Here is a 26,151-nt window from a genome sequence, read left to right on the forward strand (position 1 = left end):
AAGGGCCATCGCTCCCCGGCGGTGCCGGGGCATGGCGTGTGGGGCCGTAGCTCAGATGGGAGAGCGCTGCAATCGCACTGCAGAGGTCGGGGGTTCGATTCCCCCTGGCTCCACCACCCCGCCTCCTCCGATCGAAAATCTACCGATGGCGTCGAGATGCCGATGGCCGCGCCGCCATGCGGCCGAGGCGAGCAACTCGCCCCGGCCTGCCCAACCCATTACCAGCGCCACCCGTATGAGCCGTGCGCTTCACGGTCGATCCACTGGCCGATCCCGTTGTAGCGCTGCGCGATCTGGTAGACCGAGCGGCGATCGCCCTCGGCGCATTCATGGCGCTGCTGGTCTTCCAGCCGATCGATCGCGCTGTGAATGCGATACGCGTCGTTCCGATTGATCTCGCCCTCGCTGACTTCGTGCTGCAGCCGGGCTTCCAGCGCGTGCGCGCGCTGGCCCGAGCACACCGCCCGGAAGGCGCCGCCATAATCATCGGCGTCGCGATAATTCTGGTACTGATACTGCCCATAGCCCCAGCTCTGGGCACTCGCTGACGTGGCGATCAACCCGCTTGCCGCCAGCAGCAACATGCTCGTCATCTTACGCATAGCTTTACTCCTCAACTCGCAGGACCAGCCTGCGATGACGAGATTTACGCGAATCACATGCCTGGGCCCTGAACGGGCGGTTGTGGCGGGTTCATCGACAACGCCGGCCTCGCGCCTCGCGTCATTGGTTGGCGCGCTTGAACAATGATTTAACCCCTGCGCGCTAGACCCGCTCCATGCCGAGGACCTTCCGCGCGTGAGCACAGCTGCGACTTCTCCAGCCCGCCTGATCGGCTTTGCGCTCGTCTATTTCGTGCTGGCGGCGGTGCCGATCGCCACCACGCGCTTCGATGGCGGCATTGCGCATATCTGGATCGCAAGCGCGCTGCTCACCGCGCAGCTGATGCGCAGCGACACGCGCGATTGGGGGCGAATCGCGATTGCCTGCGCGCTGAGCGGCATGGTCGCCACCTCGCTCTTCGGCCTGGGACCAGCGGCCTCGCTGCCGCTCGCGATGGCGAATATCGCCGACACGCTGATCGGCGCCGCTATCCTGCGGCGCCTCGGCAAGCGCGAGGACTATCTCGCGTCGCTGGGCAATGTCGCGCTGTTCGTGGGGGCGGCGGCCATTATGGGCCCGCTGATTTCGGCGTTGATCGCGGCAGCCGTGGCCGCCTGGGTCACCGGCATGCCGTATTGGGCGCTGTGCCGCGACTGGTTCGCCGCGCATATGCTGGGCATGCTGGTGTTCGCGCCGCCCTTCTCAATGTTCCTGCGCCAGGAATTCGGCAGCTGGGCAAGAGCGCTCACTGGCTGGCGACGGGTGGAAGCCGCAGGGCTGTTCGCCGCGATGGCCGGCGTGACGGCGCTTGCCTTTGCACAGGACCACATTCCGCTGCTTTTTCTGCCGATGCTGCCTTTGCTGATCATCACCTTCCGGCTGGAGCGGGTCGGCGCGGCGATCGGCGTGATGATTCTTGTTACTATTGGCGGCGCGCTGAGTGCGCTCGGCCATGGCCCCGTGCATTATTTCGCCGCGACGCCCAGCCAGCGCAGCGTTTTCCTCGAATTCTATTTCGCGATCTCGGTGCTGACCGTCCTCCCCGCGGCCGCCGAACTCCGCCAGCGCAAGGAAATCTTCCGCCGGCTGCTCGAGAGCGAGCGCCGCTTCAAGCTGATCACCGAAAGCGCGAGCGACATCGTGCTCGAGCTCGATCCCCAGGGCGTGGTCAGCTACGTCTCGCCATCGGTTACCGAGATTACCGGCTTCACGCCCGAGCAGCTGATCGGCCGCCGCCCGCAGGAATTGCTGAGCGGGCCCGATGCGCGCACATTCCTTGGCGCGCACCGCTCGGTGCACAAGCAACCCGGCGTCACCGCGACGATCGAATATCGCTCGCGCATCGCCGACGGCTCGATCCGCTGGTTCGAGGCGAAGACACGCGGCATTGTCGACGAGCAGGGCGTGGTGATCGGCTCGGTGAGTGCGATCCGCGATATCTCCGATCGCAAGACAATGGAAATGCACCTGGCGCACGCGGCGACGACCGACGGGCTGACCGGCCTCGGCAATCGCCGCGCCTTCGATGCGCTGCTCGACCGGCGCTTGACCGATTGTGCCGCCGGGCTCGGCGGTGGCTGTATCGCCATCTTCGACATCGATTTCTTCAAGCGCGTCAACGATCAGCATGGCCACGCTGCGGGCGACCGCGTGCTCGAGAGCTTCGCCGCCATCGCGCTCGGCGCGGTCCGCCCCGACGATTTCGTCGCGCGGCTGGGCGGCGAGGAATTCGGCCTTATCCTGCCCGGCGTCACCATGGCGCAGGCCGAGCAGATCTGCGACCGGTTGCGCCATACCGTCGCCCGATCGCCGATGCGCGCCGCGCCCGGCGCGACGATCTCGATCACTGTCAGCGCCGGCCTTGCCGCGCTCGGGCCCCATCTGACGCGCGACGCGGTGATGCGCGCGGCGGACAAGGCGCTCTACGCCGCCAAGACCGGCGGCCGCGACCGCCTCGCCATCGCCGCCTGAACCGCGCCGTTGCGCCCGCCGCGCGCGCGCCTAAGCTGGCGGGCGATGGACGATTACTATCCCGATCCGATTCCCGCCGCGACGTTGGTAGTTTTCCGCGAGGCGACGCCTGCGCCCGAGTTGCTGATCGTCGAGCGCGCGCGGGCGATGGCCTTTGCCGGCGGCGCGCTGGTGTTCCCCGGCGGGCGGATCGATCCGGGCGACCGCGCGCTGGCGCTGGAACTGGCGGATGACGGTAGCGACATCGACGACCTCGCCGCGCGCATCGCCGCGATCCGCGAGACGATCGAGGAAGCGGGACTGCCGGTTGGGCTCTCCGCGATGCCCGATGCCGAGACGCTGACGGCAGTGCGTTCCGGGCTGCATGAGGGCGCGGCGCTCGGCGCGCTACTCGACGCGCATGGCCTCGCGCTCGACCTCGCCGCGCTGGTCCCCTTCGCGCGCTGGTGCCCGCGCCACCGCGACATGCGGATTTTCGACACGCGCTTCTACCTCGCCCGCCTGCCCGATGGTGCGCCCGAGCCGCAAGTCGACGCGACCGAGAATACCCGCGTCTTCTGGCAAAGCGCGCAAGCGGTGCTCGACGACGCTGACCGTGGTGCGGCGCGGATCATCTTCCCGACGCGCCGCAATCTGGAACGGCTCGCGCAATTCGACAACTTCGCCGATGCCGCCGCGCATGCCGCGCGCTACCCGGTAACGACGATCACCCCCTGGACCGAAAGGCGCGATGGCGCGGATCACCTGTGTATTCCGGATGGTCTGGGCTATCCGGTGACGTCCGAGCCCCTCGGTGGGGCAGATCGGGCGTAGGATCAGATGAGAGTGGTGGGTATATCCTCCCCCGCCAGGGGGAGGTGTCACGCGGCAAGCGTGACGAAGGGGGAGGAATTAACAGCCTATGTTGGGCGTCCTCCCCCTCCGCCGCCTTCGGCGCCACCTCCCCCTGGCGGGGGAGGATTTGACTTCAATTCGGCAGCGCCGCCGTATCCACTTTCTCCACCCAATCCGGATAGAAGCTCGGCGCGCGCGTCGACCAGCCTGAGGCCGTTGCCGCCGCTTCACTGATCGTTTGCAGCAGGGTCCGCCGCAGCTCCGGGTGGAGGTGTGGCAGTGCTGCCGCCGCGCAGAACGCACCGGGCAGCCATGGCCGTACCTGCGCGCCCAGCAAGCGCTCGTATAGGAACCGATAGGCGGAGAAACTCGTCAATCTCCCCTGCCCCAGGTCGAACGCGCTGACCGCGACGAGCGAGCCCATGAACGGCTCGACCGAATCAAGGCCGCTGTCTTCCGGCACCATCGCGCGAATATCGGGCAGGCGATCATAGACGCGCGATTGCGCGCGGATGCTGGCGGCTTCAACCACGTCGCGCGACCAGCGCTTCATTGCATCGTCGCGGTCCAGCCCGATATCGAGCGAGCGCCGCACATAACGCTGCGTCCCCGCGGCGAAGCCCGCAAATTCCTTCATCTCGGCCAGTGCCATTGCACCTGCCGCCGGTCTCATCTGTGCACCCATCGCGTCACCATGCCTTCAACACTCTAGTTGCTGGGCGGCAGCATGCGCCAAGATGGTTAACAGCCCCCTTAACGATCCGTCGTCCCGCGTTCAGCATGACGCCACAGAAAATGCGGCGATGCAACAAAGCTTGCGACGAATTGATGACGAAGACTTTTTCGAGCGGAACGATGCGGTGTTTGGGTAACAATGCTGCAGTCCTACCAATCCTCCCCCGTCGGGGGAGGTGGCATGCGCAGCATGACGGAGGGGGAATAAGCCGAGCGCCAAATTGCGGAGCCCGCTTGCGTCGCTGCGCGACACCTCCCCCGATGGGGGAGGATTTAGGAGCGCACCCGCCTTCTCCCAAAAACAAAAGGCCCGGCGAGTCTCCCCGCCGGGCCTTGCATCAAGCGGGCTGCTCGCCCGACCCGACTAGTTGCGGTTGCCGCCGAACAGCCGGAGGATGAACAGGAACATATTGATGAAGTCGAGATAGAGGTTGAGCGCCGCCATGACCGCGACACGGCCTTCATAAGGCGTGCCGGCAACCGCTGCGTACAGGCTCTTCGTCTTCTGCGTGTCGTATGCGGTCAGGCCGGCGAAGATGCCGAGCCCGGCCAAGCTGATCACCAGCGCCAGCGGCCCCGAATGCAGGAACACGTTGAGCAACGACGCGACGATCAGGCCAATCAGCCCCATCAGCAGGAAGGTACCCATCGCCGACAAATCGCGCTTGGTGGTGTAGCCCCACAGGCTAAGCCCGGCAAAACCCGCCGCCGCGGTGAAGAACGCCTGCGCGATCGCGACTTCGCTATAAACGAGGAAGATCGTCGACAGCGACAAGCCCATCGCCACCGCGAAGCCCCAGAACATCAGCTGGAGCGTGCCCTGCGACATCCGCGCCTGGCCAAAGCTCATCGCGAACACAAAGCCCAACGGTGCGAAGGTGATGATCCACTTGAGCAGCCCGCCGCCGAGAAACACCTGCGCCGCCGCACCCGACAGCGCGAAGCCCAGCGCAACGATGCCGCTCAGCAGCACTGCCGAGGTCATGTAGTTATAGACCGAAAGCATGTAGGACCGCAGCCCCGCATCATACGCAGCACCGCGTACGCCGGCCGAAGCCGCGAAGGCCGCGCCGTTCGGCTGGGGGTCAGACCAGTTAGCCATCTTGAAAAATCTCCATATTACCGGCCACACGCCGGTTGGGCCGAATATCGGCTTTTCCGGTGCCCAATTCAAGTAAAACAGCTTGTCTGAACATAAGCTGGCACGCATGGGTTAATGCCATGCACCGGCTGTTCATCGGCTTGCGTCCGCCGCCCGAGATCCGCGCGCTGCTGCTGGCCGCAATGGGCGGCATTGGCGGGGCGCGCTGGCAGGATGACGAGCAGCTGCATTTGACGGTGCGCTTCATCGGCGAAGTGGATGGGCGTGCCGCGGATGATGTCGTCGCCGCGCTCGGCCAGGTTCGTTCGTTGCCGATCGCGGTTGCGCTCAACGGCGTCGGCCGGTTCGAGCGGCAGGGGCGTACCGATACGATCTGGGCGGGGGTTGCCCCGCACGATGCGCTGGCCGCGCTCCACCGCAAGGTCGACCACGCGCTCGTCCATATCGGCCTGGCACCGGAAGGCCGCGCTTACCTGCCCCACATCACGCTCGCTCGTCTGCCTCGCGCGCTCGGCGCCGAGGTTGAAGTCGACGCCTTCATGGCGCGCCACGCCGGGCTTTCCAGCCCGCGCTTCACGTTCGACCACCTCGTCCTGTTCGAAAGCGAATTGACGCGCGACGGTGCGCGCTACCACGCGGTCGATCGCTGGCGGCTCGGCTAGCGGCTTGCGCGCGCCGCCAACCTTGCGCGCTTGCGCGCGCCGCCAACCTTGCCATAACCGCCCGAAAACCGTGCAGGAGAGCGCATGACCGTCGAGACCCACAGCGCCCCTGCGCGCGCGCCTGCTTATGCCTGGTACGTGCTGGCGATCCTGTTCGTCGTCTACATGCTGAATTTCATCGACCGGCAGATCATCTCGATCCTGGCCGAGGACATCAAGCGCGACCTGCACCTGCGCGATGAGGATCTGGGCTTTCTCTACGGCACCGCGTTCGGCGTCTTCTACTCGCTGTTCGGCATTCCTTTGGGCCGGCTGGCGGACAACTGGCACCGCGTCCGGCTGATGACGATCGGGCTCGCGCTCTGGTCGGCAATGACCGCGCTGTCGGGGCTGGCGCGCAACGGCGGGATGCTGGCGGGCGCGCGGATCGGCGTCGGCGTCGGCGAGGCGACCGCGAGCCCCGGGGCCTATTCGCTGATCTCGGACTGGTTCCCGCGCCGCCTGCGCGCGACCGCGCTCGCCATTTATTCGGCCGGGCTTTACGTCGGCGGCGGGCTGTCGCTCGGCATTGGCGGGGTAATCGTCAAGCGCTGGAACGCCGCCTATCCCCATGGCGGGCCTTGGGGGCTGGCGGGGTGGCAAGCCGCGTTCCTCGCGGTCGGCCTGCCGGGCCTGCTGATGGCGCTGGTCGTCGCGACCTTGCGCGAGCCGGCGCGTGGCCGATCCGAGGGGTTGCCGCCGCCGCCTGCGCATCCGGCGCCGTTTCGCGCGTTTCTGAGCGAACTCACGACGATCGTGCCGCCGTTCACGCTGATCGGCGCGGCGCAGGGCGGGGTGCGGGCGTTGCTCAACAATATCGTCGGCCTCGCCATCATCACCGCGATCGTTATCGGGCTGCACGCGCTCGGCGAGCCGCTGCCGCAATGGATCGCGATCGGCTTCGGTTGTTATGCCGTGTTTTCCTGGGCCAGCGCGCTCAAGCGCCGCGATCGGCCGACCTTTGCGCTGATCATCGCCAATCCGGCATTCATCGCGACGGTGATCGCTTATGGTCTCAACACGCTGGTCGCTTATGCCATCGCTTTCTGGGCATCGCCTTATGCGATCCGCGTCCTACATGAGACACCAGCAAATGCGGGCGTCGCGCTGGGCGGCTTTGGCGCGCTGTCGGGCTTTATCGGCGTGACCGCTGGCGGCATCATTGCCGATCGGCTGCGCCAGCGCTTTGCGGCGGGGCGACTCATGGTGGTGTTGTTCGGCGGGCTGGTGCCGCCGGTCGCGGTCGCCATCGCCTTTACTGCCACCAATTTCACCGTGTTCGTGGGAGCAATCTTCGCCGCGCAAGTGCTGGCGAGCGGTGCCCTCGGCGCCGCGGCGGCGACGACACAGGACCTGGTGCTACCCCGGATGCGCGGCACCGCGACCGCGACCTTCTTCATCGGCACGACGCTGCTCGGCCTGGCGATGGGCCCCTATATCGCCGGCCGCGTTTCGACGCTGTCAGGCAGCCTGTCGATCGGCGTGCTGTCAACGCTGGCGGTGATGCCGATCGGCCTGGCCGCCGCGATCATCGCGTATCGGCTGGTGCCCGCAGCTGAGGCCAACCGCATCGCTCGCGCAAAAGCGGCGGGAGAGCAGGGCTAGCGTCTTAAACTGTCACCCCGGGCTCGACCCGGGGTCCCGCTTCTTCAATCCTTTGGGTTAAGCGGGACCCCGGCTCAAGGCCGGGGTGACGAAAGAGATAATGAGCGCAGGAATACCCCCACTCACATCCTCGCCTTCGCCATCACAACGCCGCACGCGATCCGCGCGCCGCTGTTGCCCGAGGGATCGGTCTTCAGATCGTCGGCCTTGTCGTGGACCACGACCGCGCTGCCATCGGCATCCATCAACCCGTCGAGCGTTGCGCCCTCGATAATCGTCGAGAGCGTCCCCGACCCGTCCTCACCGATGACGAGATTGGGCAGATCGCCCTGGTGCGGCCCCATCGGGTTGAGCTTGCCATGCTGGTGCATGCTCGGGTTCCAGTGGCCGCCGGCGGTGGTGAAGCCGGGCGCCTCGCATTTGCCGACGGCGTGGATGTGGATGCCGTGCTCGCCCGGCGCGAGACCATAGGCCTTGATCGTCAAGCGCAGGCCGGCATGCGTCGGATGGATCAGCACCGCGCCGACCTGCTTGCCGTCGGCGGTCGCGAGCACCGCTTGCGCGTCATGCCCAACGGCATGGGTCGGCGTCATCATGTCCTGGGCGAGCGCGGCGCCGACCGGCAGCGCGCCGGCGATCAAGGCAGCCGTCATCATTCTGGTCGCGAACCTCGTCATGCCGAATCCTTCCTCGATCGCCTGATTTGCAGGCTCTTTTACCCGGCCCTGCCGCGCGCCGCTAGCGATTGCGGTGCCCCGGCCCGCCGCTTGGGTATCGCTGCATCCGCCAAGCCCTTTCCCTGCCCACCACTGCTTGCTAAGGCGCCCCGCGACGCTCGCACTCGCGGGCACCGGCGCGCGGACCAACTGGCGTCCGTCCTCCCCCACGCCGGCCAGATAGGGAAGGACCGCACATGACCGCCATCGGACAGGACACGCTCGGCACGCGCGACACGCTGGATGTCGCCGGCAAGAGCTACAGCTATTTCAGCCTGGCCAAGGCGGCGGCGAAACTCGGCGACGTTTCCCGCCTGCCCTTCTCGATGAAAGTGCTGCTCGAAAACCTGCTGCGCTTCGAAGACGGCAAGACCGTGCATGTCGAGGACATTCAGGCGCTGGTCGACTGGCAGCAGAACCCGACCGCGCCGGAACGCGAGATCCAGTATCGCCCGGCGCGCGTGCTGATGCAGGATTTCACCGGCGTGCCCTGCGTCGTCGACCTCGCCGCGATGCGCGATGCGATCGCCAAGCTTGGCGGCGATACCGGCAAGATCAATCCGCTCGTCCCCGTCCACCTCGTCATCGATCACTCGGTGATGGTCGACGAATTCGGCACGCCCAAGGCATTCGAGGACAATGTCGAGCTGGAATATCAGCGCAACAACGAGCGCTATGAATTCCTGAAATGGGGATCGAAGGCGCTCAACAATTTCAAGGTCGTGCCGCCCGGCACCGGCATCTGTCACCAAGTCAATCTCGAGCATATCGCGCAAGCCGTGTGGACATCGACCGCGCCCGACGGCAGCAGCGTCGCTTATCCCGACACATGCGTCGGCACCGACAGCCACACGACGATGGTCAACGGCCTGGGCGTGCTCGGCTGGGGCGTCGGCGGCATCGAGGCGGAAGCAGCGATGCTCGGCCAGCCGGTCTCAATGCTGATCCCCGAAGTCGTCGGCTTCAAGCTGACCGGCCATCTCGCCGAAGGCATCACCGCCACCGACCTGGTGCTGACCGTGACGCAAATGCTGCGCGCCAAGGGCGTGGTCGGCCGCTTCGTCGAATTTTACGGCCCCGGCCTCGATGCGCTTAGCCTCGCCGACCGCGCAACCATCGCCAACATGGCGCCCGAATATGGCGCGACCTGCGGCTTTTTCGGCATCGACGGCAAGACGCTCGATTATATGCGGTTGACCGGCCGCCCCGACGATCAGGTTGCTTTGGTCGAGGCTTATGCCAAGGCGCAGGGCCTGTGGCGGCATGCCGACATGATCGACCCCGTCTTCACCGACACGCTGGAGCTCGACATGGCCAGTGTCGTGCCTTCGCTTGCCGGCCCCAAGCGCCCGCAGGACAAGGTGGTGCTGACCAATGTCGACGACGTGTTCAACGCCGACCTTGAAACGGTTTATAAGCATGCGAGCGCCAAGCGCGTCGCGGTCGCGGGCAAGGACCATGATATCGGCGACGGCGACGTCGTCATCGCCGCGATCACCAGCTGCACCAATACCTCCAACCCCTCGGTCCTGGTCGCCGCCGGCCTCGTCGCGCGCAAGGCGGCCGCGCTCGGCCTCAAGCCGAAGCCCTGGGTCAAGACCAGCCTGGCGCCGGGATCGCAGGTCGTCACCGATTATCTCAATAAGTCGGGCCTGCAGGCCGATCTCGACGCGGTTGGCTTCAACCTGGTCGGTTATGGCTGCACGACGTGCATCGGCAATTCGGGGCCGCTCGCCGCGCCGATTTCGGCCGCGATCAACGATAACGATATCGTCGCTGCCTCGGTGCTTTCGGGCAACCGCAACTTCGAAGGCCGCGTCTCGCCCGACGTGCGCGCCAATTTCCTCGCCAGCCCGCCGCTCGTCGTCGCTTATGCGCTGAAGGGCACGGTCACCACCGATTTCGTCGCCACCCCGATCGGCCAGGGCAAGGACGGGCAGGACGTGTACCTGAAGGACATCTGGCCCTCGAACGACGAAATCCGCGCGGTGATCGACGCCAATATCGACAGCGAGATGTTCCGCAGCCGTTACGCCCATGTCTTCTCGGGCGACGCGCGCTGGCAGGCGATCGATGTGACGGGCTCGGATACCTATACCTGGCGTGCCGGCAGCACCTACATCGCCAACCCGCCTTACTTTGAAGGCATGTCGATGACGCCGGCGCCGGTGACCGACATTATCGACGCGCGGCCGCTGGCGCTGTTCGCCGACTCGATCACCACCGATCACATCTCGCCTGCCGGCTCCATCAAGGCTGATAGCCCGGCGGGCAAATATCTGATGGAGCATCAGGTTAGCAAAGCCGACTTCAACAGCTATGGCGCGCGGCGCGGGCACCATGAAGTGATGATGCGCGGCACCTTCGCCAATATCCGTATCAAGAACGAGATGACGCCGGGCATCGAGGGCGGCGTCACCAAATATGTGCCGACCGGCGAGGTGATGCCGATCTATGACGCGGCGATGCACTATAAGATGGATGGCACCCCGCTCGTCGTCATCGGCGGCAAGGAATATGGCACGGGCTCGTCGCGCGACTGGGCGGCCAAGGGCACCAATCTGCTCGGCGTCCGCGCGGTGATCGTCGAGAGCTTTGAGCGCATTCACCGCTCCAACCTGGTCGGCATGGGCGTGCTGCCGCTGCAATTCGCGGAAGGCACCAACCGCAAGACGCTGGGGCTGGACGGCACCGAGACCTTCACGATCCGCAACGTGGCCGAGTTGAAGCCGCGCCAGACGGTGGAGGTCGAGCTGACCCGCGCCGACGGCACGACCAGCATTTTCCAGACGCTTTGCCGCATCGATACGATCAATGAGCTGGAGTATTTCCTCAACGGCGGCATCCTGCACTATGTGCTGAGGAACCTGGCGTCGGCGTGAGTGGATCGATCGAGGGGCACTGCCATTGCGGCACGGTGCGGGTGACGATCCCCGCCGCGCCGGATTATATCAACGATTGCAATTGCTCGCTGTGCCTGACGCGGGGCGCGATCTGGGGCTATTTTCCGCCGGCCAAGGTCAGCATCACCGGCGAGACGGATCGCTACATCCGCGCCGACCTGCGCGACGCCACGCTTGCCACCCATTGGTGCGCGCAGTGCGGCACGACAACGCACTGGGCGGCGTTCGATCCCGATTATGACCGGATGGGCGTCAACATGCGCCTGTTCGATCCCACCGATTATGCCGGCGTCGAAATCCGCGCGATCGACGGCAAAAGCTGGGACGGCTGAATGGACAACCTGATCGAAGGCATCGGCTGGGCGGCGGCGATTACTATTCTCGCCTCATATCTGCTCGTCTCGACCGGGCGGCTCGATGGGCAATCGGCGGCCTTTCAGTGGATGAACGTCGGCGGCGCGGCGGGGTTTATCATCAACAGCGGATGGCATGACGCGCTGCCGTCAGCGGTGCTCAACATCGCCTGGGCGGCGATCGGGCTGTGGACCTTGTGGCGGTTGCGTCGCAAAGCCAGGGCCGCTTAGCGACATGGCGCTGACCGAGATCAGCGGCTGGATTGGCACGCTGCTGCTGCTTACCGCTTATGGCTTGACCTCGTCGGGCCGGGTGAGTGCGCAATCGGCGACCTATCACCTGATCAATGTCGCCGGGGCGGTGGCCGTGGCCGTCAACGTGATCGCTCACAAAGCCTGGTCGATTTCCGCGCTTGAATTGTGCTGGGCGGTGATCGGCTTGGTAAGCCTCGCGCGGATCGCCGCATCAAGGAGCCGTGCCGGGCCCTGACGGCCGCCGCACTCCCCGCTTCCCCGGCGAAGGCCGGGGCCCAGGATCAGCGCGTTGGCAACTGGGCCCCGGCCTTCGCCGGGGAAGCGGGGTGCTGAGGTACAGCCTAAATGACCGCCCGCGCGCGCCCATAGAGGAAATACACGACCAGCCCGACCCCGTTCCAGACGAAGAACGACACCTGCGTCACGCTCTGCAGACTGGTGAACAGATAGATGCAGCCGATGATCGCGAGCGGCGCCACCAGCCCGGCGGCCGGCGTGCGGAACGGTCGCCGCGCGCCGGGATCGCGCCGCCGCAGCACCAGCACGCACGCCGCCACCGCGACGAACGCGCACAGCGTGCCCGCATTCGCCAGGCTTGCGATGACATCGAGCGGGACCAGCCCGGCGATGACGCTGACGAACACCGCCGTCACCGCCGTAATCCGCGCCGGCGTACCCCGCGCGCTGATCCGCGCCAGCGCGGGCGGCAAAAAGCCGTCGCGCGCCATCACCAGGAAGATGCGGCTCTGGCCGTAGAGAAAGCCCAAAATCACCGTCGGCAGCGCGATCGCGGCGGCCGCTGCAACCATCGTCGCCACGCCCGGCTGGCCCAGCGAGCGCAGAATGAGTGCCAGCGGCTCGGCGCTTTTGCCGAACACGTCGAAATGCACCGCACCGACCGCAGCCGCCGCGACGATCATGTAGATGGCGGTGCACGCGACCATCGAGCCGACGATGCCGATCGCCAGATCGCGGTCCGGGTTCTTGGCTTCCTCCGCCGCAGTCGAAATCGCGTCGAAGCCGTAAAAGGCGAAGAAGATGATCGCGGCGGCGCCCATCACCCCCAACTTCACGCCGCCCTCGCCCGCCGTCGAGCCATAGCCGTAAGGCGCGAAAGGGTGGAGGTTGGCGGCATCGAAGTGCGGCAGCGCGACCGCGACGAACAGCGCCAGCGTCGCGATCTTCAACAGGACGAGCGCCGAGTTGATCCGCGCGCTTTCCTTCGTCCCCAACGATAGCAACGCCGCCACCACCGCGATGATGAACACCGCCGGCAGATTGACGACGCCACCCAAAGCCGGGCCATTGGCAAGCGCCGCCGGCACTTCGACTCCCAACCCCTTCAAAAACCCAACCGCATAGCCCGACCAACCGACCGCAACCGTCGACACCACCAGCGAATATTCGAGGATCAGGCTCCACCCGACTACCCAGGCGATGACCTCGCCGAGCGCGGCATAGCTATAGGTATAGGCGCTGCCTGAGGCCGGGATCATCGTCGCCATTTCGGCATAGCAGAGCGCCGCGGCCGCGCAGATGACGCCCGCCACCGCGAAGCTGAGCAGCACCGCCGGCCCCGCCCGATCCGCACCGACGCCGATCAGCGTCAGGATGCCGGTGCCGACGATCGCGCCTACCCCCATCGCGACGAGATGCGGCCAACTGAGCGTCCGCGCCAGCCGCTGGTCGGCGGGGCGGTCGTCACCGGTAGCGATGGTTTTGGTTCTGAACAGGCTGGACATTGGCACTCCCAATTGCCTCGGCTAGGGGCTTCTTATTGTCGTCACCCCGGACTTGTTCCGGGGTCCACCGAGCCGCACGAGAATGCGTTGCCTAGGGCGCGGTGGACCCCGGAACAAGTCCGGGATGACGGTGGGATGATTTGGAGAGGTTGCACCGATGGACCTGACCCTCGATTTCGCGCTCGGCGAGACCGCCGACATGATCCGCGAGACGACGCAGCGCTTCGCGACCGCCGAAATCGCGCCGCTCGCCGCGAAGATCGATGCCGAGGACTGGTTCCCGCGCGATCTGTGGCCGGCGATGGGCGAGCTCGGCCTGCACGGCATCACCGTGCCGGAGGAAGATGGCGGACTCGGCCTCGGCTATCTCGAGCATGTCATCGCCTGCGAGGAAATCGGCCGCGCCTCGGCCTCGGTGGGCTTGAGCTATGGCGCGCATTCCAACCTGTGCATCAACCAGATCGCGCGCTGGGGCTCGCCGGAGCAGAAGGCGAAATACCTGCCAAAGCTCATTTCGGGCGAGCATGTCGGCAGCCTGGCGATGTCGGAAAGCGGTGCGGGATCGGACGTCGTCTCGATGAAGCTGCGCGCCGAGCGGGTGCAGGGCGGCTACGTCCTCAACGGCACCAAATTCTGGATCACCAACGCGGCGTATGCCGACACGCTGGTCGTCTATGCCAAGACCGGGGAGGGATCGGGCGGGATCACCACGTTCTTCATCGAAAAAGGCATGCCCGGTTTCTCGATCGGCCAGAAGATCGACAAGATGGGCATGCGCGGCTCGCCGACCGCCGAGCTGGTGTTCAACGATTGCGAAGTGCCCGATGAGAATGTGATGGGCCCGCTGAACGGCGGCGTCGGGGTGTTGATGAGCGGCCTTGATTATGAACGCGTCGTGCTCTCGGGCATTCAGCTCGGCATCATGCAGGCCTGCCTCGATGTGGTGTTGCCCTATGTCCGCGAGCGCAAGCAGTTCGGCAAGGCGATCGGCACGTTCCAGCTGATGCAGGCCAAGATCGCCGACATGTACGTCGCGCTCAATAGCGCGCGGGCGTACGTCTATGCCGTCGCGCGCGCCTGCGATGCGGGCAAGACGACGCGGTTCGATGCGGCAGGCGCCATCCTGCTCGCCAGCGAAAGCGCGTTCAAGGTCGCGGGCGAAGCGGTCCAGGCGCTGGGCGGCGCGGGCTATACCAAGGACTGGCCGGTCGAGCGCTTCCTGCGCGATGCCAAGCTGCTCGACATTGGTGCTGGCACCAACGAAATCCGGCGCATGCTGATCGGCCGCGAGTTGATTGGCGCGGCGAGCTAAAGCGGACACGGGGAGGCAAGCGATGAACGATCCCACCGTTGAGGAAACGCCGGAAGCCAGAATGGCAGTGTTCCGGCGACTGGTAGAGCTCTACGCGCGTGCCGATGTGGACGCGCTCGAAGAGCTTATCGCCCCGGACTATGTCGGCCACACATCAGCGGGACCGCGCGACTGGCCGGCGTTCCGCCAGAGCATCCTGAACTTCCACCAGATCTTCGATTACGCGCCGGACTCATTCGTTGTCGAAGACCAGTTCGCCAGCGGCGATAAGGTGGCGACGCGGATGACGGCCCATGTCCGCAACCGCGAGACCGGCGAGGCGATGACGATGATCGGTATCAACCTTGCGGTGATCCAAAGCGGCAAAATCCGCGAGGAATGGAACACCTGGGAAATGGTGCAATCGCCTGAGTCGCTGTCGATGCAAGGGGCTTCGTGATCGCCCAATTGCGGATAGTGATCAGCGGTGAGCCGGTGGTCGCGGCGTAAGCCAACCCCAAATCCTCCCCCGCCAGGGGGAGGATAGGCTAGCGTCCGCTCACCGCTGGCTGCTGAAGCCGACGTCGGTGGTGGAACGTTCGATGGCTGCGTCGAACTCGGCCAACAGCTTCTTGGCGCTGCCCGGGCCACCGGCGAGCCGGTCGACTTCGGCGAGCCACGCGATCTGGTCCTTGGTCGCCTTGTAATCGAGGTCGGCCATTCCGCCGGTCATCGGGAAGATATATTCGCGGTCCCACGGCCCCGTCTGGAAGCGGATGACCACCGGCGAAAAGCCGATCTTGCGCGCGGCGGGATCGAAATATTTCGACTCGATCTCGTCGACACGGTCGATGGTGCCCGCCTTGAACTTGATCAGTTCGACCTGAACCGCCTTGCCGTCCTGCTTCTCCTGCGCCGCCGCCGGCGCGGCGATCAGCAGACAGCCCAGTGCGATAAAGCCAAGTTTCATCATTCCCTCCCGTTGTTGCGAGGCCGAAACCATAACAGCGGGTCACAAGCGAGTCATGCCCCGATCCGGCACGCGCGGCGCCATTGCCACGGCCGCATCAGCAATTAGGCTGGCGGCTTGAACGGAGGGACGAATGCCGATCGCAAAGGCCAATGGCGTCGAGCTTTACTATGAATCGCACGGCCCGAATGACGCACCGGTCATCCTGCTCATCATGGGGCTGGCGACCCAGATGATCGCGTGGCCGGATGAGATGATCACAGGCCTGGTCGCGCGCGGCTTTCGTGTCATTGCCTTCGACAATCGCGATATCGGCTTGTCGCAGCGGATCGACACCGCGCCCGCACCGAATCCGCTGATCGTGATGGCGGCGATGCGCCTCGGGCTAAAGCCGCCGGTCGGCTATGGGCTGCGCGACATGGCGGCTGACGCGACCGGCCTGCTCGATGCGCTGGGCATCGATGCGGCACATATCGTCGGTGTCTCCATGGGCGGGATGATCGCGCAGAACATGGCGGCGCTGCATCCGGGGCGGGTGCGCAGCCTCACCTCGATCATGTCCTCCAGCGGCGCCCCCGGCTTGCCCGGCCCGTCGCCGGAACTGCGCGCCAAGCTGCTGCGCCGCCGCCCGGCCAATCCGCCGCGCGACCGTGCCATCGCCGAAGGGGCCGAGCTCCTCAAGATGATTGCCTATCCCGATCCGGCGCGACCGGCAGACGCCTATCACGACCTCGCCGCGCGCTCGTTCGATCGCGCCTGGCATCCGCGCGGCGCGCGTCGGCAGCTGCTCGCGATCATCGCCGACGGCAATCGCGCCGCCCGCCTTGCCAAGATCAAGGCGCCCACGCTCGTCATCCACGGCGCCGCCGACCCGCTGGTGCCGATGGCCAACAGCGAGGATATTGCCGGTCGCATCACCGGCGCGCGGCTGGAAATCATCGAGGCGATGGCGCACGATCTGCCGCCCTCGCAAGTGCCGCGGCTTGTCGAGCTGATCGCCAAACACGCCGCAGCGGCGCGCTAGCAGCGCTCAGTCGATCACCACACTTTCACGCGCTTGTCGGGCGCGAGATAGAGCTTCTGGCCGGGCGCGACCTTGAACGCCGGATACCAGGCATCCAGGTTGCGCACCGTCTGCGCGCGCCAGCGGCCGGGCGAATGGCCGTCGACCGCGAGCTGCTGGCGGATCGCCTTGTCGCGGGTCTTCTCGCGCCAGCTTTGCGCGAAAGCGAGGAAGAAGCGCTGGTCGCCGGTCAGGCCTTTGATCACCGGTGCCGGCTTGCCGTGCAGCGAGGCGTGATAGGCTTCGTACGCCGCCGTCAGCCCGGCAACGTCGGCGATATTCTCGCCGAGCGTCTGCGCGCCGTTGATGTGGACGCCCGGCAGCGGCTCATAAGCGTCATATTGCTTGACGAGCGCCTGGCCCTGCGCGGTGAAGTGGGCAAAATCCTCCGGCGTCCACCAGTTGCGCAGCCGCCCCTCGGCGTCGAACTCGGCCCCGGTATTGTCGAAGCTGTGGCTGATCTCGTGCCCGATCACCGCGCCGATTGAGCCATAATTCGCCGCCGCATCGGCCTTGGGGTCGTAGAACGGCGCTTCGAGGATCGCAGCGGGGAAGTTGAGCGCGTTCTGCAGCGGCAGGTTGACTGCATTCACCGTCTGCGGCGTCATCCACCATTCGCCTTTGTCGGGCGCCTGATGAAGCTTGGCGAGCTGCCAGTGATATTCGTGGAGCTTGGCCCGCTCGATATTGCCGACCGGATCGTCGGCCTTGATTTCGAGGTCCTTATAGTCGCGCCAGACATCGGGATAGCCGACGCTGACTCGCATCGTGGTGATCTTGCGGCGCGCTTCGGCCTTGGTCGCCGGTGCCATCCAGGTTAGCGCGGCGACGCGGTGGTCGAAGGCGGCGAGGATGTTCTTGACCATCACCTGGATGTCGGCGCGCGACGAGGCCGGGAAATAGCGCTGGGTGTAGATGCGGCCGACCGCATCGCCGAGCGCGTTGTTGACCGAGGCGATGGCGCGCTTGTCACGCGGGCGGGGCTGGCTGACGCCGCTCAGCGTCTTGCTGTAGAAATCGAACTCGGCATCGTCGAACGCCTTGGGCAGCACCGAGGCGACATCGTTGATGTGGTGAAAAGCGAGCCAGTCCTGCCACGTCTCCAGCGGCTCGCTGGCGACGAGCGCGGCAAGCTTGGTGGTCGCGTCAGGCATCCACACGATGATCGTCGACTGATCGGTCAGCCCTGCCGCACCAAAATAGGCATCCCAGTCGAGGCCCGGCGCCTTGGCGGCGAAATCGGCGCGGCCCCAGGGGTTGTTCGCCTTGTGCACATCCTCGGCGGCAACACGATCGGCGTGCGCGGCGGCGATCTTGGTTTCGAGCGCGATCACCCGGTCGGCGCGCGCAGCCGGATCGCTCATCCCGGCAAGCGTGAACATCTTGGTCACGAACGCGCGATAGGCAGCGCGCGTCTGCACCATGTCGGCGGCGTTGGATAGATAATAGTCCCGATCGGGCATGCCGAGCCCGCCTTGCAGCAGATAAGGCACGGCCTTGCCCGGCGAATCGAGGCCCTGGGTCACGAACAGGCCGAACAGATGCTCGGTGAAGAAATTGGTCGAGTTGAGCGGATCGACATCGGCGCGCAGATCGGCGCCGAGCTGGCAGGACAGCTCGCGCTTGTCCTTGATAGCGGCAATCGCGGCGAGCTCGGGCTGGAGCGGCGTGAGGCCGCGCGCCTCGATGCCGGCGGTATCCAGATAGGCCTTGTAATAATCCGCGATCCGGCGCGCATCGGGTGACGTTGCCGGCGCCTTCACCGCATCGGCAATGATCGCGGCGTTGCGTGCTTCCGCCTTGTTGAACACGCTGAGAAATACACCCGTGGAGGCGCGATCGGCGGGAATCTCGGTCTTCGCGCGCCACGCGCCATTGGCATATTGGTCGAAATCGTCGCCCGGCGCCGTCGCATGGTCGATGCCCGTCGTGTCGACGCCACCATTGCGCGGCGCGGCCGGTGCGGCACCCGCAACCAGCGCGCTGGCGGCCAGCAGCAGCGAAAGGGATGCGCGCTTCGACATTCGGGTCTCTCCTCAACCGGTGTGTTGCGCGGTGACTACACCGCGGCACGGCCGAACGCCACCTCCCTTTCCAACGGCTTCGCGCGCCGCTAGTCACGAATGAAACCACAAGGATGCCTGCATGAGCGCGCCCGTGCTCGACACCAAGATCATACCCGACAGCGAGACGTTCCAGGCCAATGCCGCGCACAACCGCGCGCTGGCGGAAGGGTTGCGCGCTGGCGTCGCCAAGGCGGCGCTTGGCGGCAACGAAAAGGCCCGCGAACGCCACACCGCGCGCGGCAAGTTGCTCCCCCGCGAGCGCGTGGAGCGGCTGCTCGACCCGGGTTCGCCTTTCCTCGAAATCGGCCAGCTCGCCGCCAACGGCGTGTATGAGGACGATATACCCGGCGCCGGCATCATCGCGGGCATCGGCCGCGTCTCGGGGCGGCAAGTGATGATCGCGTGCAACGATGCGACGGTGAAGGGCGGCACCTACTACCCGCTGACTGTGAAGAAGCACGTGCGCGCCCAGGAAATTGCCGAGGCCAACCGGCTGCCGTGCATCTATCTGGTCGACTCAGGCGGAGCCAACCTGCCGCACCAGGCCGAGGTCTTCCCCGACCGCGACCATTTCGGCCGCATCTTCTTCAACCAGGCGAATATGAGCGCCAAGGGCATTCCGCAGATCGCCTGCGTGATGGGCAGTTGCACGGCGGGCGGCGCCTACGTCCCCGCAATGAGCGACGAGACAGTGATCGTCCGCAATCAGGGCACCATCTTCCTCGCCGGGCCGCCGCTGGTGAAAGCCGCAACCGGCGAGGAAATCAGCGCCGAGGATTTGGGCGGCGGCGACCTCCACGCGCGCAAATCGGGCGTGGTCGATCACCTCGCCGAAAATGACGAGCATGCGCTGACGATCGTGCGCGATATCGTCAGTCACCTCGGCAATCCCGTAGCAGCCGGGGCCTTCGCGACGCGGGACCCGCGCCCGCCCAAATACGACGCCGCCGAGCTCTACGGCATCATCCCGACCGACGTCCGCGCGCCCTATGACGTCCACGAGATCATCGCTCGCCTCGTCGACGGCAGCGAGTTCCACGAATTCAAGGCGCTGTACGGGTCGTCGCTGGTCTGCGGCTTCGCGCATATCTGGGGCATGCCGGTCGCGATCCTGGCGAATAACGGCGTGTTGTTCAGCGAAAGCGCGGTCAAGGGCGCCCATTTCATCGAGCTTGCCTGCCAGCGCCGCGTGCCTTTGCTGTTCCTCCAGAACATCTCGGGCTTCATGGTCGGCGGCAAGTACGAGGCGGAAGGCATTGCCAAGCACGGTGCCAAGCTCGTCACCGCCGTCGCCACCGCCAGCGTCCCCAAGATCACCGTCTTGATCGGCGGCAGCTTCGGCGCCGGCAATTACGGCATGTGCGGCAGAGCCTATGCCCCGCGCTTCCTTTGGAGCTGGCCCAATGCGCGCATCAGCGTGATGGGCGGCGAACAGGCGGCGAGCGTGCTCGCGACGGTACATCGTGACGCCAACAAGTGGAGCCCGCAAGAAGCCGAAGCCTTCAAGGCGCCGATCCGCCAGAAATACGAAGACGAAGGCAACCCCTGGTACGCGACGGCGCGGCTGTGGGACGACGGCATCATCGATCCGGTGCAAACGCGCGACGTGCTGGGGCTGAGCCTCGCCGCCTGCCTCAACGCCCCAATCCCGGAGAGCCCCCGCTTCGGGGTGTTCCGGATGTAGCTTGCTTCAGGAGAATCCTATGCCCATCCTCCTCCCTCTCCTTCTCCAGATCACCCCCGTCCAGCCGCTCCCCAAGGGCACTGGCCTCCCCCCGCCCGTGACCGAGGAGGAAGGCGTGCTCACCGCTGTCAATCGCGTCTTCGCGGGGATTGCCGCGCGCGATGCCAAGGCGATCGGGGATGCGCTGCGGCCCGATGCGACCGCCACCATCGCCGCAGAAAAGCCCGATGGCACGCGCGCGATCACGCACCTCTCCCGCGATGCCCTGCTCAGCCGCTTCACCCCTGGCCCCGAGCGCTTCGAAGAACGCCTCACCGACCCTGCCATCGAGATCGATGGCGACATCGCTTATGTCTGGGGCCGTTACGACTTTTTCATCGACGGCAAGCGCCACCATTGCGGCTATGACCATTTCGACATGGTCCGCGAGAACGGCAGCTGGAAAGTCCAGAACATCACCTGGTCGAGCCGGACGACGGGGTGTGAGGGATGACGCAGGTCCGTCGCCCCAGTGCAAGCTGGGGCCGCTCTCCGTTACCGGCTCGGCCTACCGCCAGCGACCCCAGCTTGCGCTGGGGTGACGGAGATTGGCGATGATCGAGTCCCTCCTCATCGCCAATCGCGGCGAGATTGCGTGCCGGATCATCCGCACCTGCCGCAAGCTCGGCATCCGCACGGTCGCGGTCTATTCGGATGCCGACGCGAACGCGCTGCACGTCCGCCAGGCGGATGAGGCGGTGCATATCGGCCCCTCGCCAGCGCGCGAGAGCTATCTGCGCGGGGACCGGATCATCGAGGCGGCCAAGGCGACAGGCGCGCAAGCCATCCACCCCGGCTATGGCTTCCTGTCGGAGAACGCCGAATTTGCGCAGGCCGTAATGGACGCCGGGCTCATCTGGGTCGGCGCCACGCCGCACTCGATCCGCGCGATGGGGCTGAAAGACGCAGCCAAGAAGCTGATGCAGGAAGCGGGCGTCGCGACCACGCCGGGCTATCTGGGGGAGGATCAGTCGCCCGAACGCCTCCATGCCGAGGCCGATGCGATCGGCTATCCCGTCCTCATCAAGGCGGTCGCGGGCGGCGGTGGCAAAGGCATGCGGCGGGTGGAGGCCTCGGCCGAGTTCATCGACGCCCTCGCTAGCTGCAAGCGCGAGGCGGCGTCGAGCTTCGGCGACGACCGCGTGCTTATCGAGAAATACATCCTCTCGCCTCGCCACATCGAAGTGCAAGTGTTCGGCGACGCGCATGGCAACGTCGTCCACCTGTTCGAGCGCGACTGCTCGCTCCAGCGCCGCCACCAGAAAGTGATCGAGGAAGCCCCCGCGCCAGGCATGTCCGAGGAAACCCGCGAGGAATTATGCGCCGCGGCGGTCCGCGCGGCCAAGGCGGTCGATTATGTCGGCGCGGGCACGATCGAGTTCATCGCCGACGCTAGCGAGGGCCTGCGCGCCGACCGCATCTGGTTCATGGAAATGAACACGCGGCTTCAGGTCGAGCACCCGGTGACCGAGGAAATCACCGGCGTCGATCTGGTCGAATGGCAGCTGCGCGTGGCGAGCGGGGAGGCACTGCCCAAGCGGCAGAACGAGCTCAGCATCAATGGCTGGGCAATCGAGGCGCGGTTGTATGCGGAAGATGTGGCCGCGGGCTTCCTGCCCTCGACGGGGCCGCTCAAATATTTCAACCTGTACAATCTGACACGAGAACGGCGAACCCGCATCGAAACCGGGGTTCAACAGGGCGACAACATCTCTCCTTTTTACGATCCGATGATCGCCAAGTTGATCACGCATGCCGCCACCCGTGCCGAGGCAATTCAGAATCTGTCCGACATGTGCGAACACGTTAAGTGTTGGCCGGTCCGATGCAATGCCCAGTTCCTGGCAAATCTGCTCGGAGAACCGGCATTCGTCGACGGCGTCGGTGATACCGGCTTGATCGCTCGCGAACTGGACGATCTGATCCCGGAGACTCAGCCGTCCGAACTTGCGCTGCAGTCAGTTGCGTCGGTCGTGGTCGATCGGGCTATGGGCGGAAGTTCGACGACAACCCGGGAAACTTACATTCAGCGGCCGCCGTCTGCATGGAGTTGGCTGCTCGGCTTCCGCCTTAATGCGCCCGGCCGACCAACCGTCGTCAGGCTCAATGACGGCCGCCATGACTATAATGTGGATTTCGACGAAATCGCGCCGGACGACAGCCTTTACGTGACGGTGGAAGACGAGGGTTATCTGGTCTCCGAGGCCGGCGTTACTTTCGTGCTCACCGAGGCGCGTTACTCGGGCAGTTCAGCAACCGGACTTGGCGACGGCGCCCTCCTCGCCCCCATGCCCGGCCGCGTCACCGCGGTCGAAGTCGCTGCCGGCGACACTGTCACCAAGGGCCAGCGGCTCGTGACACTCGAGGCGATGAAGATGGAGCATGCGCTGACCGCGCCGTTTGACGGGGTGGTGGCAGAGCTCAACGCGGAGCCCGGCGCGCAGGTGCAGGTCGATGTGCTGCTGGTGCGGGTGGAGGCGAAGGAGGCGTAAATCCTCCCCTGCAAGGGGAGGTGGCGCGCCGAAGGCGTGACAAAAGGGTATCGCCCCCTCGGTAACGCCATACCCCTCCACCATCGGTACGCGGTGGTCCCCCTCCTCTTGCAGGGGAGGAACTAGAAGGAAAAAATAATGCCCGGAAAATTCTACGACCAATGGCAGATCGGGGAAACCATCGAGCACCCCATCCGCCGCACGGTGACCGAGACCGACAATCTCCTCTGGTCGACGATGACGCACAACCCGCAGCCGCTCCACCTCGATGCCGAGGCCGCGCGCGCATCGGAGTTCGGCCAGATCCTCGTCAACGGCACCTTCACCTTCAGCCTGATGGTCGGGCTGACGGTCGCCGAGACGACGATGGGTACGCTGGTCGCGAACCTCGGCTATGACAAGCTCGTCATGCCCAAACCCGTCTTCATCGGCGACACGCTGCGGGCGACGAGCGAAGTGACCGAATTGCGCGCGAGCAAATCGCGGCCCGACGCGGGTCTCGTCACGTGGCGCCACCGGATGTGGAACCAGCGTGACGAGATCGTGTGCGAATGCCTGCGCACCGCGCTGTTGCAGCGGGCAGGCTAAATCAAAGACTTAAGTTAAACCGGGCGACGGCCCTGAATAATGCGGATGAGCACGACGATCACCGCAATCACCAGCAAGATGTGGATCAAGCCGCCGGCGATGTGGAACGAAAATCCCAGCAGCCAGAGCAGAATAAGGACGACGATGATTGTCTCAAGCATGGTGATGCGCTCCTGTTCAGGGCCGTTACCGGCATCCAGTATCGTCAGAACGCGCGCGATATGATCCCGGTTCCCACCGGATCGCCAATTTTGGTTTAGGTCTTTTGCCGCCTTAGACGGTGAAGCTTTCCCCGCAGCCACAGCTCCCCTTGGCATTGGGATTGTTGAACAGGAAGCCGGCGGCAAAATCGTCTTCCACCCAGTCCATCGTGCTGCCGACGAGGTAGAGGATTGAGCCGCCATCCACGTAAAGCGTGCCGCCCGGGGTCTCGATCTTCTCGTCAAAGGCGTTGGCAGCCGTCACATAATCGACCGAATAAGCCAGCCCCGAGCAGCCGCGACGCGGTGTCGACAGCTTGACGCCGACCGCACCCTCGGGCGCCTGCGCCATTAGCGCGGCAATCCGCGCCTGGGCAGACGGTGTCAGGTTGAGCGCGGCGGGGCGCTGGCGGGTTTTCGTCGCAATATCAGCCATCACAGCATCCCCAGTTCCAGCCGGGCCTCGTCGGACATCTTGCCGGGATCCCAAGGCGGGTCCCAGACGAGATTGACATCGACCGAACCCACGCCCGGAACCGCGCCGACGCGGAGTTCGACCTCGGCCGGCATGGTTTCGGCGACCGGGCAGTGCGGCGTCGTCAGCGTCATCGTGATCGCGGCATGGCCGTCATCCGTCACCTCGACGCCGTAGATCAGCCCCAGCTCGTAGATATTCACCGGGATTTCGGGATCGAAGATCTCCTTCAGCGCGGCGACAATCGCCTCATAAGTCTCACCGCCCGGCTCGCCCGATGCGACACCAGCGGGCTTTTGCGCCAGAAAACCTTCGAGATAATCCCGCTTGCGCGCCAGCGTTTCGGCGGGCGTCTCCACCGCATCCTCGACCCGCGCCCGGGGCGGGCTGTCGACCGAGCTCACTTCCTCGACCACGATCTTGCGTTCCTCATCCATGCCCGTCACCCGAAAATCCGCGTTACCCTTTCGATGCCCTTCACCAGCGCGGCGATGTCGTCGGCATGGCTGTAGACCCCGAAGCTTGCCCGCGCCGTTGCCGGCACGCCCAGCGCGTCCATCAGTGGTTGCGCGCAATGGTGGCCGGCGCGGATCGCCACGCCGTCCTCGTCCAATATGGTGCCGATGTCGTGGGGATGCACCCCCTCGATCGCAAAGCTGACGATGCCGGCGGAATCCTCGGGCCCGAACAATGTCACCGAATTGATCCGTGCCAGCGCCTCGCGCGCCTCGCGCACCAGCGCCGCTTCGTGGCGCTCGATGCGCCCCACCCCGATCGCCGACACATAATCGATTGCCGCCGCCAGCCCGACGACGCCGACGATATGCGGCGTCCCCGCTTCGAACCGGCCGGGCGGCGGCGCATAGGTCGTCCTGGCGAACGTCACGCGATCGATCATCGATCCGCCGCCCTGATAAGGCGGCATCGCCTCGAGCAATTCGCCCCGCGCCCACAGCACGCCAATGCCGGTCGGGCCATAAAGCTTGTGGCCTGAGAAGACATAGAAATCGCAGCCCAGTGCCTGCACGTCGACGCTCATGCGCGGCACCGCCTGACAGCCATCGAGCAGGAGCTTGGCGCCGACCGAATGCGCGATATCCGCCGCGCGGCGCGCGTCGAGCACCGAGCCGAGGACGTTCGAGACATGGGCAAGCGCGACCAGCTTGTGCGCCGGGGTGATCATCGCGGCCATCGCGTCGAGATCGATGCGGTGATCGGCAGTCAGCGGGATCACGTCGATACGGGCGCCGACTTTCTCCGCGGCCAGCTGCCAGGGCACGATGTTGCTGTGGTGCTCAAGGGTCGAGAGCAGGATGCGATCGCCCGGCTTCAGTTGCTCACGCGCCCAGCATTGCGCGACCAGGTTGATCCCCTCGGTCGCGCCGCGCACAAAGACGATCTCGTTGTCGCTCGCCGCATTGATGAAGCGCGCGACCGTCCGCCGCGCCGCTTCATAGGCGAGCGTCATGTCGGCCGAGCGCTTGTATACGCCGCGATGCACGGTCGCATAATCGGGGCCGTACGCGCGCGCGATCGCCTCAATCACCGCCTGGGGTTTTTGCGAGGTCGCGGCAGTATCAAGATAATGCCAGCGCGAGCCGTCGGGGTTGAGGAGGCCGGGGAAATCGGCCCTAAAATCCTCCTCCATCGGGGGAGGGGGACCATCCGCAGGATGATGGAGGGGGCTGGCCGCAAGCGCATTGGCCGCCAACGCGCCCCCTCCACCGGCTCCGCCGGTCCCCCTCCCCCCTTGGGGGAGGATT

26 protein-coding genes and 1 tRNA gene are annotated in these 26,151 nt (G+C 65.6%); 16 read left to right on the plus strand and 11 right to left on the minus strand.

What is annotated here, in order from left to right; all coding sequences use genetic code 11:
• The first annotated feature begins 40 nt into the window (after positions 1 to 40).
• A tRNA-Ala gene (locus ACLB0R_RS11110) sits at positions 41 to 116 on the plus strand.
• Positions 117 to 218: 102 nt separating this feature from the next.
• On the opposite strand, the gene ACLB0R_RS11115 is transcribed toward ACLB0R_RS11110, so the two are convergent.
• A complete protein-coding gene (locus tag ACLB0R_RS11115) occupies positions 219 to 602 on the minus strand; it encodes a histidine kinase (protein ID WP_416643627.1) in 384 nt (127 codons plus the stop codon).
• Positions 603 to 798: 196 nt separating this feature from the next.
• On the opposite strand from ACLB0R_RS11115, the gene ACLB0R_RS11120 reads away from it, so the two are divergent.
• Together ACLB0R_RS11120 and ACLB0R_RS11125 are read left to right on the plus strand one after the other, a co-directional pair.
• Complete coding sequence (locus ACLB0R_RS11120) at positions 799 to 2,574, plus strand: sensor domain-containing diguanylate cyclase (protein WP_416643626.1); 1,776 nt, start codon at positions 799 to 801, stop codon at positions 2,572 to 2,574.
• Positions 2,575 to 2,619: 45 nt separating this feature from the next.
• Entirely contained in the window at positions 2,620 to 3,387 is a 768-nt protein-coding gene (locus tag ACLB0R_RS11125) for an NUDIX hydrolase (protein WP_416643625.1), read from the plus strand.
• A 154-nt stretch (positions 3,388 to 3,541) separates the two neighbouring features.
• On the opposite strand, the gene ACLB0R_RS11130 is transcribed toward ACLB0R_RS11125, so the two are convergent.
• Both ACLB0R_RS11130 and ACLB0R_RS11135 read right to left on the minus strand, forming a co-directional pair.
• On the minus strand, positions 3,542 to 4,093 hold the full coding sequence (locus ACLB0R_RS11130; RefSeq protein ID WP_416643624.1) for a hypothetical protein: 552 nt from the start codon (positions 4,091 to 4,093) through the stop codon (positions 3,542 to 3,544).
• Between the two features lie 414 nt (positions 4,094 to 4,507).
• Positions 4,508 to 5,245, minus strand: a complete 738-nt coding sequence (locus tag ACLB0R_RS11135) for a Bax inhibitor-1/YccA family protein (protein ID WP_416643623.1) — start codon at positions 5,243 to 5,245, stop codon at positions 4,508 to 4,510.
• 119 nt (positions 5,246 to 5,364) lie between these two features.
• On the opposite strand from ACLB0R_RS11135, the gene thpR reads away from it, so the two are divergent.
• A complete protein-coding gene (gene thpR / locus ACLB0R_RS11140; protein ID WP_416643622.1) occupies positions 5,365 to 5,907 on the plus strand; it encodes an RNA 2',3'-cyclic phosphodiesterase in 543 nt (180 codons plus the stop codon).
• Between the two features lie 84 nt (positions 5,908 to 5,991).
• Positions 5,992 to 7,551, plus strand: coding sequence for a spinster family MFS transporter (locus tag ACLB0R_RS11145; RefSeq protein ID WP_416643621.1), 1,560 nt, complete (start codon positions 5,992 to 5,994; stop codon positions 7,549 to 7,551).
• Positions 7,552 to 7,673: 122 nt separating this feature from the next.
• Here the strand turns inward: ACLB0R_RS11145 and ACLB0R_RS11150 are convergent, their stop codons facing one another.
• On the minus strand, positions 7,674 to 8,228 hold the full coding sequence (locus ACLB0R_RS11150) for a superoxide dismutase family protein (protein WP_416643620.1): 555 nt from the start codon (positions 8,226 to 8,228) through the stop codon (positions 7,674 to 7,676).
• A gap of 236 nt (positions 8,229 to 8,464) precedes the next feature.
• Between ACLB0R_RS11150 and acnA the strand changes: the two genes are divergently transcribed.
• The 4 genes from acnA to ACLB0R_RS11170 are packed head-to-tail and all read left to right on the plus strand — an operon-like array spanning position 8,465 to position 12,013.
• On the plus strand, positions 8,465 to 11,149 hold the full coding sequence (gene acnA, locus ACLB0R_RS11155) for an aconitate hydratase AcnA (protein WP_416643619.1): 2,685 nt from the start codon (positions 8,465 to 8,467) through the stop codon (positions 11,147 to 11,149).
• Entirely contained in the window at positions 11,146 to 11,502 is a 357-nt protein-coding gene (locus tag ACLB0R_RS11160; RefSeq protein WP_416643618.1) for a GFA family protein, read from the plus strand. Before acnA ends, ACLB0R_RS11160 begins: the two co-directional genes overlap by 4 nt.
• Entirely contained in the window at positions 11,503 to 11,754 is a 252-nt protein-coding gene (locus tag ACLB0R_RS11165; RefSeq protein ID WP_416643617.1) for a CBU_0592 family membrane protein, read from the plus strand. It begins immediately after the preceding gene.
• A gap of 4 nt (positions 11,755 to 11,758) precedes the next feature.
• Positions 11,759 to 12,013 carry a CBU_0592 family membrane protein gene (locus ACLB0R_RS11170; RefSeq protein WP_416643616.1) on the plus strand — a complete coding sequence of 85 codons (255 nt, stop codon included), beginning with the start codon at positions 11,759 to 11,761 and terminating at the stop codon, positions 12,011 to 12,013.
• A gap of 106 nt (positions 12,014 to 12,119) precedes the next feature.
• Here the strand turns inward: ACLB0R_RS11170 and ACLB0R_RS11175 are convergent, their stop codons facing one another.
• Complete coding sequence (locus ACLB0R_RS11175; RefSeq protein ID WP_416643615.1) at positions 12,120 to 13,520, minus strand: amino acid permease; 1,401 nt, start codon at positions 13,518 to 13,520, stop codon at positions 12,120 to 12,122.
• Between the two features lie 157 nt (positions 13,521 to 13,677).
• Between ACLB0R_RS11175 and ACLB0R_RS11180 the strand changes: the two genes are divergently transcribed.
• Complete coding sequence (locus ACLB0R_RS11180; protein ID WP_416643614.1) at positions 13,678 to 14,832, plus strand: isovaleryl-CoA dehydrogenase; 1,155 nt, start codon at positions 13,678 to 13,680, stop codon at positions 14,830 to 14,832.
• A 22-nt stretch (positions 14,833 to 14,854) separates the two neighbouring features.
• The gene (locus ACLB0R_RS11185) at positions 14,855 to 15,271 is read left to right on the plus strand and encodes an ester cyclase (protein WP_416643613.1); all 417 of its coding nucleotides are present in this window, start codon (positions 14,855 to 14,857) and stop codon (positions 15,269 to 15,271) included.
• Positions 15,272 to 15,370: 99 nt separating this feature from the next.
• On the opposite strand, the gene ACLB0R_RS11190 is transcribed toward ACLB0R_RS11185, so the two are convergent.
• Positions 15,371 to 15,781 carry a hypothetical protein gene (locus tag ACLB0R_RS11190; RefSeq protein WP_416643612.1) on the minus strand — a complete coding sequence of 137 codons (411 nt, stop codon included), beginning with the start codon at positions 15,779 to 15,781 and terminating at the stop codon, positions 15,371 to 15,373.
• A gap of 133 nt (positions 15,782 to 15,914) precedes the next feature.
• On the opposite strand from ACLB0R_RS11190, the gene ACLB0R_RS11195 reads away from it, so the two are divergent.
• The gene (locus ACLB0R_RS11195) at positions 15,915 to 16,805 is read left to right on the plus strand and encodes an alpha/beta fold hydrolase (protein ID WP_416643611.1); all 891 of its coding nucleotides are present in this window, start codon (positions 15,915 to 15,917) and stop codon (positions 16,803 to 16,805) included.
• Between the two features lie 14 nt (positions 16,806 to 16,819).
• On the opposite strand, the gene ACLB0R_RS11200 is transcribed toward ACLB0R_RS11195, so the two are convergent.
• Positions 16,820 to 18,868 carry a M13 family metallopeptidase gene (locus tag ACLB0R_RS11200; protein WP_416643610.1) on the minus strand — a complete coding sequence of 683 codons (2,049 nt, stop codon included), beginning with the start codon at positions 18,866 to 18,868 and terminating at the stop codon, positions 16,820 to 16,822.
• Between the two features lie 121 nt (positions 18,869 to 18,989).
• On the opposite strand from ACLB0R_RS11200, the gene ACLB0R_RS11205 reads away from it, so the two are divergent.
• From ACLB0R_RS11205 to ACLB0R_RS11220, 4 genes are all read left to right on the plus strand, one after another.
• A complete protein-coding gene (locus tag ACLB0R_RS11205; RefSeq protein ID WP_416643609.1) occupies positions 18,990 to 20,594 on the plus strand; it encodes a carboxyl transferase domain-containing protein in 1,605 nt (534 codons plus the stop codon).
• Positions 20,595 to 20,613: 19 nt separating this feature from the next.
• On the plus strand, positions 20,614 to 21,087 hold the full coding sequence (locus tag ACLB0R_RS11210) for a nuclear transport factor 2 family protein (RefSeq protein WP_416643608.1): 474 nt from the start codon (positions 20,614 to 20,616) through the stop codon (positions 21,085 to 21,087).
• Positions 21,088 to 21,187: 100 nt separating this feature from the next.
• Positions 21,188 to 23,125 carry an acetyl/propionyl/methylcrotonyl-CoA carboxylase subunit alpha gene (locus ACLB0R_RS11215; protein WP_416643607.1) on the plus strand — a complete coding sequence of 646 codons (1,938 nt, stop codon included), beginning with the start codon at positions 21,188 to 21,190 and terminating at the stop codon, positions 23,123 to 23,125.
• 138 nt (positions 23,126 to 23,263) lie between these two features.
• Positions 23,264 to 23,713: a MaoC family dehydratase gene (locus tag ACLB0R_RS11220; RefSeq protein ID WP_416643606.1), complete on the plus strand. Its 450-nt coding sequence runs from the start codon at positions 23,264 to 23,266 to the stop codon at positions 23,711 to 23,713.
• A 14-nt stretch (positions 23,714 to 23,727) separates the two neighbouring features.
• Here ACLB0R_RS11220 and ACLB0R_RS11225 read toward each other — a convergent pair whose 3' ends face one another.
• From ACLB0R_RS11225 to ACLB0R_RS11240, 4 genes are all read right to left on the minus strand, one after another.
• Positions 23,728 to 23,874, minus strand: a complete 147-nt coding sequence (locus tag ACLB0R_RS11225; RefSeq protein WP_416643605.1) for a lmo0937 family membrane protein — start codon at positions 23,872 to 23,874, stop codon at positions 23,728 to 23,730.
• 112 nt (positions 23,875 to 23,986) lie between these two features.
• Entirely contained in the window at positions 23,987 to 24,349 is a 363-nt protein-coding gene (locus tag ACLB0R_RS11230; protein WP_416643604.1) for a HesB/IscA family protein, read from the minus strand.
• Positions 24,349 to 24,825, minus strand: coding sequence for an SUF system Fe-S cluster assembly protein (locus ACLB0R_RS11235; RefSeq protein ID WP_416643603.1), 477 nt, complete (start codon positions 24,823 to 24,825; stop codon positions 24,349 to 24,351). The genes ACLB0R_RS11230 and ACLB0R_RS11235 overlap by 1 nt, the downstream gene beginning before the upstream one ends.
• 5 nt (positions 24,826 to 24,830) lie before the next feature.
• On the minus strand, positions 24,831 to 26,036 hold the full coding sequence (locus ACLB0R_RS11240) for a cysteine desulfurase (RefSeq protein WP_416643602.1): 1,206 nt from the start codon (positions 26,034 to 26,036) through the stop codon (positions 24,831 to 24,833).
• Positions 26,037 to 26,151 lie beyond the last annotated feature (115 nt).

Source organism: Sphingomonas sp. GlSt437 (assembly GCF_048015635.2).
Lineage (GTDB): Bacteria > Pseudomonadota > Alphaproteobacteria > Sphingomonadales > Sphingomonadaceae > Sphingomonas.

What these genes read in the sequence shown, in the direction of transcription:
- ACLB0R_RS11115 (WP_416643627.1), bottom strand. Translation starts at nt 602, where the DNA reads ATGCGTAAGATGACGAGCATGTTGCTGCTGGCGGCAAGCGGGTTGATC.
- ACLB0R_RS11125 (WP_416643625.1), top strand. Translation starts at nt 2,620, where the DNA reads ATGGACGATTACTATCCCGATCCGATTCCCGCCGCGACGTTGGTAGTT.
- ACLB0R_RS11130 (WP_416643624.1), bottom strand. Translation starts at nt 4,093, where the DNA reads ATGGGTGCACAGATGAGACCGGCGGCAGGTGCAATGGCACTGGCCGAG.
- ACLB0R_RS11135 (WP_416643623.1), bottom strand. Translation starts at nt 5,245, where the DNA reads ATGGCTAACTGGTCTGACCCCCAGCCGAACGGCGCGGCCTTCGCGGCT.
- thpR (WP_416643622.1), top strand. Translation starts at nt 5,365, where the DNA reads ATGCACCGGCTGTTCATCGGCTTGCGTCCGCCGCCCGAGATCCGCGCG.
- ACLB0R_RS11145 (WP_416643621.1), top strand. Translation starts at nt 5,992, where the DNA reads ATGACCGTCGAGACCCACAGCGCCCCTGCGCGCGCGCCTGCTTATGCC.
- ACLB0R_RS11150 (WP_416643620.1), bottom strand. Translation starts at nt 8,228, where the DNA reads ATGACGAGGTTCGCGACCAGAATGATGACGGCTGCCTTGATCGCCGGC.
- acnA (WP_416643619.1), top strand. Translation starts at nt 8,465, where the DNA reads ATGACCGCCATCGGACAGGACACGCTCGGCACGCGCGACACGCTGGAT.
- ACLB0R_RS11165 (WP_416643617.1), top strand. Translation starts at nt 11,503, where the DNA reads ATGGACAACCTGATCGAAGGCATCGGCTGGGCGGCGGCGATTACTATT.
- ACLB0R_RS11170 (WP_416643616.1), top strand. Translation starts at nt 11,759, where the DNA reads ATGGCGCTGACCGAGATCAGCGGCTGGATTGGCACGCTGCTGCTGCTT.
- ACLB0R_RS11175 (WP_416643615.1), bottom strand. Translation starts at nt 13,520, where the DNA reads ATGTCCAGCCTGTTCAGAACCAAAACCATCGCTACCGGTGACGACCGC.
- ACLB0R_RS11180 (WP_416643614.1), top strand. Translation starts at nt 13,678, where the DNA reads ATGGACCTGACCCTCGATTTCGCGCTCGGCGAGACCGCCGACATGATC.
- ACLB0R_RS11185 (WP_416643613.1), top strand. Translation starts at nt 14,855, where the DNA reads ATGAACGATCCCACCGTTGAGGAAACGCCGGAAGCCAGAATGGCAGTG.
- ACLB0R_RS11190 (WP_416643612.1), bottom strand. Translation starts at nt 15,781, where the DNA reads ATGAAACTTGGCTTTATCGCACTGGGCTGTCTGCTGATCGCCGCGCCG.
- ACLB0R_RS11195 (WP_416643611.1), top strand. Translation starts at nt 15,915, where the DNA reads ATGCCGATCGCAAAGGCCAATGGCGTCGAGCTTTACTATGAATCGCAC.
- ACLB0R_RS11200 (WP_416643610.1), bottom strand. Translation starts at nt 18,868, where the DNA reads ATGTCGAAGCGCGCATCCCTTTCGCTGCTGCTGGCCGCCAGCGCGCTG.
- ACLB0R_RS11205 (WP_416643609.1), top strand. Translation starts at nt 18,990, where the DNA reads ATGAGCGCGCCCGTGCTCGACACCAAGATCATACCCGACAGCGAGACG.
- ACLB0R_RS11210 (WP_416643608.1), top strand. Translation starts at nt 20,614, where the DNA reads ATGCCCATCCTCCTCCCTCTCCTTCTCCAGATCACCCCCGTCCAGCCG.
- ACLB0R_RS11215 (WP_416643607.1), top strand. Translation starts at nt 21,188, where the DNA reads ATGATCGAGTCCCTCCTCATCGCCAATCGCGGCGAGATTGCGTGCCGG.
- ACLB0R_RS11220 (WP_416643606.1), top strand. Translation starts at nt 23,264, where the DNA reads ATGCCCGGAAAATTCTACGACCAATGGCAGATCGGGGAAACCATCGAG.
- ACLB0R_RS11225 (WP_416643605.1), bottom strand. Translation starts at nt 23,874, where the DNA reads ATGCTTGAGACAATCATCGTCGTCCTTATTCTGCTCTGGCTGCTGGGA.
- ACLB0R_RS11230 (WP_416643604.1), bottom strand. Translation starts at nt 24,349, where the DNA reads ATGGCTGATATTGCGACGAAAACCCGCCAGCGCCCCGCCGCGCTCAAC.
- ACLB0R_RS11235 (WP_416643603.1), bottom strand. Translation starts at nt 24,825, where the DNA reads ATGGATGAGGAACGCAAGATCGTGGTCGAGGAAGTGAGCTCGGTCGAC.
- ACLB0R_RS11240 (WP_416643602.1), bottom strand. Translation starts at nt 26,036, where the DNA reads ATGGAGGAGGATTTTAGGGCCGATTTCCCCGGCCTCCTCAACCCCGAC.